This window comes from Streptomyces sp. NPDC007162, from assembly GCF_040634175.1.
Lineage (GTDB): Bacteria > Actinomycetota > Actinomycetes > Streptomycetales > Streptomycetaceae > Streptomyces.
The window spans coordinates 1-4,008 of the sequence record NZ_JBEYFC010000682.1 but is presented as its reverse complement, the minus strand read 5'-3'; the positions used below and the strand labels follow the sequence as shown (position 1 = coordinate 4,008).

Sequence of the window (4,008 nt, the reverse complement as noted above, 5' to 3'; positions counted from 1 at the left end):
GACGAGGAGTTCGTACGCGAGTACACATCCGGGTTCGAGGAGTTCGCGAAGGCCGCCCGAGCCGCCGACTGGGACGAGACGCTGGCGGCAGCCGAGCGCCGTTATCTGCGCCTGCGCCCGGACGCATCGGACGGGACGGTCACCGGAAGCACCAAAGAGGAGCGGGTGCGGGCGACGCGCGACCAACGCGCCGCCGATCGTGCTGTCGTCACCTGGGCCCGTCGGCACGCCACCGATCTGCGCCGCCTCGCCGGGCAGATCACCGCCATGGACGATCTCGGCAGCAGCGCCGCCCCGGCCGTCGAGCACCTGCTGGACGCTCTGGGCGAGGACGACCCCGCCGGACTCCTTGAACCGCTCGGGCGGATCCGCCCTCACCTCGAGTCCGATCACCCGGGCATCGCCGATCGGATCGGGCGGATCGGTGCTCGCGCCGAGCAGCTGCGCGCGGACAGCGGCCGCCGTCGCCACAGTGGCCGCAGCCGGGAGAGCTGAGCCACGGCAGGACCGGATCGCACCACCCCCCTTTGTCCCCTCGTCGGATTCCCCTAAGGAGAAACCCTCAGTGAGCAGCGGCACCGAGACGCTCGAATTCCAGGCGGAGACCCGCCAGTTGCTACAGCTGGTGATCCATTCGATCTACTCGAACAAGGACATCTTCCTGCGTGAACTGATTTCGAACGCCTCTGACGCGCTCGACAAGCTCCGCCTGGAATCGCTCACGGACTCCACGCTCGACGTCGACACGTCCGACCTGCACATCACCCTGGAGGCCGACCAGGAGCAGCGCACGCTGACCGTGCGGGACAACGGCATCGGCATGACCCGCGGCGAGGTCGTGGAGCTGATCGGCACGGTCGCCAAGTCCGGTACCGCCGGGCTGCTGGAGAAGATCAAGGAGTCCAAGGACGCGGCCGCGGCGCAGAGCCTGATCGGCCAGTTCGGCGTCGGCTTCTACTCCGCCTTCATGGTGGCCGACCGGGTCACCCTGCGCACCCGCCGCGCCGGCACCGACGAAGGCACCCTGTGGGAGTCACAGGGAGAGGGCACCTACACGGTACGGGCGGTCGACGGCCTGCCCGTCGGCACCTCGGTCACTCTGCATCTGCGGCCGGCCGACAGTGAGGACGGCCTCGCCGACTACCTGGCGGCGTGGAAGATCCGCCAGATCGTCAAGCAGTACTCCGACTTCATCCGCTGGCCCATCCGCATGGAGAGGGAGCAGCCTGCCGGGGAGGGCGAGGACCCGGCCGGTGAGCCGGAGACGCTGAACTCGATGAAGGCGCTGTGGGCGCGGCCCCGCACCGAGGTGTCGGAGGCCGAGTACAGCGAGTTCTACCAGCAGATCAGCCACGACTGGCAGGCGCCCGCCGAAACCATCCACATGCGCGCCGAGGGCACGTTCGAGTACGAGGCTCTGCTGTTCCTCCCCGCCCGGGCGCCGCTCGACCTGTACTCCCCCGGCGCCAAACCAGGCGTGCAGCTCTACGTGAAGCGCGTGTTCATCATGGACGACTGCGACGCGCTGATGCCGAACTACCTGCGCTTCGTCAAGGGGGTCGTCGACGCCCACGACCTGTCGCTGAACATCTCCCGCGAGATCCTGCAGCACGACCGCCAGATCCAGGGCGTACGCCGACACCTGGTCAAGAAGGTGCTGCGTGCCGTCAAGGACATGCAGACCGGCAACTCCGAGGGCTACGAGGCATTCTGGGGCCAGTTCGGCAGGGTCCTGAAGGAAGGGCTGGTCGAGGACCGCGACAACACCGACGCCCTGCTGGAACTGGTCTCGGCGGCTTCCACCAACGACCCGGAGAAGACCACCACCCTGCGTGAGTACGTCGCCCGGATGAAGGACGGCCAGGAGGCGATCTACTACCTGACGGGCGAGACCCGCGCCCTGGTGGAGAACTCCCCCCACATGGAGGCCTTCACCGCCAAGGGCTACGAAGTCCTCATCCTCACCGACCCGGTGGACGAGATCTGGGCCGCGCAGGTTCCCGCCTTCGACGGTCACCGGTTCCAGTCCATCGCCAAGGGCCAGGTCGACCTCGACCCGACGGACGACAGCGATGCGCAGGCCCAGGCCGACAAGGCGCAACGCGCACAGGACTTCGCCGACCTGCTTCCGTGGCTCCAGACGACCCTGTCCGAGCACGTCAAGGAGGTCCGTCTCTCCACCCGTCTGACCACCTCGGCCGCGTGCATCGTCGGTGACACCCACGACATCACCCCGACCCTGGAGAAGATGTACCGGGCGATGGGCCAGGAACTGCCCCCGGTCAAACGGATCCTGGAGCTCAACCCCACGCACCCGCTCATCGCCAACCTGCGCCAGGCGCACGCCACGGACGCCGACGAACCGGCACTCGTCCAGACGGCGGAACTCATCTACGGCAGCGCGCTGCTCGCCGAGGGGGGCGACCTGCCCGACCCCGCCCGCTTCACCCGACTCCTGACCGACCGCCTCACCCAAAGCCTCTGACACCCAGGGCGTGTTGCGAGAGACCCGCCGTCTGTCCGTCGGGGGTCGTCGGCGAGCCGGGAAGGACCAGAAGTGTGCGGGATTGGACCTGGCCCTTCCCGGCCGCCGGTACATGGTCGGCCACCAGGCACCCGGTCCCGATAGGGCCGAACGGCCCTTCTTCGCGCCACTGGCGGACGGATGTGAACTGACGCCATGTCATACCACCGCCGGCCGCCGATCGTTTACCAATCCATGACGAGCCCAAGAGGTTTTGCGGACCATCCACATCCGTAGGTCCGTGCGTGCGGGATCCGATGAACCGGATCAGGAGACGCGGTGCTCGTTTCACAGAAGGCGGCGGGAACTCTCTTTCTTGGCGGTGCGATCAGCATCACCCTCGGCTCTCTCCTCTACCCGTCCATGCTCGGAGTGCAGAAGGTCAGCAGCGCACCCGCACGGATCATCGCCAGCCCGGCGACCGGCCCGCTGACGGAAGCCGACCGGGACTTCGTGGTCAAGGTGCGCTCGGCCGGGCTGTGGGAGTATCCCGTCGGCGAGAAGGCGTTGCGGAAGGGGTCGACGGCGGCGGTCCGGAGCGCTGGGGAGCATCTGGTCGACGGGGACACCGCGTTGGACGCCGCCTGTCGCACTGCAGCCGGGCAGTTGGGCATCGCACTGCCCGACCGGCCGTCACCTCAACAGCAGAGCTTCGCGGCCCGGCTGAAGGCGGAGAGCGGCAAGCAGTTCGACACGGACCTGGCCACCACCGTGCGCGCGACGAACGGCCAGTTCCTCACCACGATCGCCGGCGTCCGCACCACCACCAGGAACTCGCTGGTCCGCGCTCTGGCCGACCAGGCCAACGACACCGTGCTGGACCACATCACAGCCGTCGAGAAGACCGGCCTTGTCGATTTCGGCCAGGTTCTCGTCCAGGAAACCATCTCGCCCAACCTCTCCGCCCAGGACCTGACCCCACCGCCCGCGGTCCCGGGCCAGCCGCAGGTCGTCCTCACGCCGCCGGCGAACAGCACGGTGTCGGCGAGTCCGACGGTGGGGTGAGGACGGCGTCGGCAGCAAACGCGGCGTGATCCCTCGTCCCGTCGTCGCGCTCGCCGTCAGTCAGCCGCGATCGTGCGCGGGGACGGGCTCGGTGGAGGCCTCGGCCTCCCGGAGTTCGGCCAGCAGGACGTTCTGCCCGTCGAGGAGTTCGGTGAGGATGCGGCGGGCCGCGCGCAGGAGGTCGGCGACGTCGCCGCCGGCCAGCGCGTAGCGGACGGTGGATCCCTCCCGGATGGACACCACGATGCCGGACCTGCGCAGGACGGCCAACTGCTGCGAGAGGCTGGACGGCTCGATCTCGATGTCGGCGAGCAAGTCCCGTACCGGAACCGGCCCGTGCTGGAGCAGTTCCAGAACCCTGATCCGGACGGGGTGCCCGAGCATACGGAAGAACTCCGCTTTGGCCTGATACAGGGGGACTTTCATGACCATTCGCTCTCTGCCGGTCGGATGACGTGGAGGGGGTCGCCGGGTAGTGC

Annotated in this window: 4 protein-coding genes; 3 read left to right on the top strand and 1 reads right to left on the bottom strand. The window is 68.4% G+C overall.

What is annotated here, in order from left to right; translation table 11 throughout:
- The 3 genes from ABZ646_RS41970 to ABZ646_RS41960 form a co-directional block, all read left to right on the top strand.
- The coding region (locus ABZ646_RS41970) for an HSP18 transcriptional regulator (RefSeq protein WP_360531664.1) at positions 1-495 on the top strand (495 nt) is incomplete at its 5' end.
- 70 nt (positions 496-565) lie between these two features.
- Positions 566-2,485 (top strand): molecular chaperone HtpG, encoded by a 1,920-nt coding sequence (gene htpG, locus ABZ646_RS41965; protein ID WP_360531662.1) that lies wholly within the window; start codon positions 566-568, stop codon positions 2,483-2,485.
- A 318-nt stretch (positions 2,486-2,803) separates the two neighbouring features.
- A complete protein-coding gene (locus tag ABZ646_RS41960; protein WP_360531659.1) occupies positions 2,804-3,529 on the top strand; it encodes a DUF4142 domain-containing protein in 726 nt (241 codons plus the stop codon).
- A 60-nt stretch (positions 3,530-3,589) separates the two neighbouring features.
- On the opposite strand, the gene ABZ646_RS41955 is transcribed toward ABZ646_RS41960, so the two are convergent.
- On the bottom strand, positions 3,590-3,955 hold the full coding sequence (locus ABZ646_RS41955; RefSeq protein ID WP_132891055.1) for a metalloregulator ArsR/SmtB family transcription factor: 366 nt from the start codon (positions 3,953-3,955) through the stop codon (positions 3,590-3,592).
- Positions 3,956-4,008 lie beyond the last annotated feature (53 nt).

Coding starts and splice junctions, on each gene's coding strand:
- ABZ646_RS41955 (WP_132891055.1), bottom strand. CDS start 3,955: ATGAAAGTCCCCCTGTATCAGGCCAAAGCGGAGTTCTTCCGTATGCTC.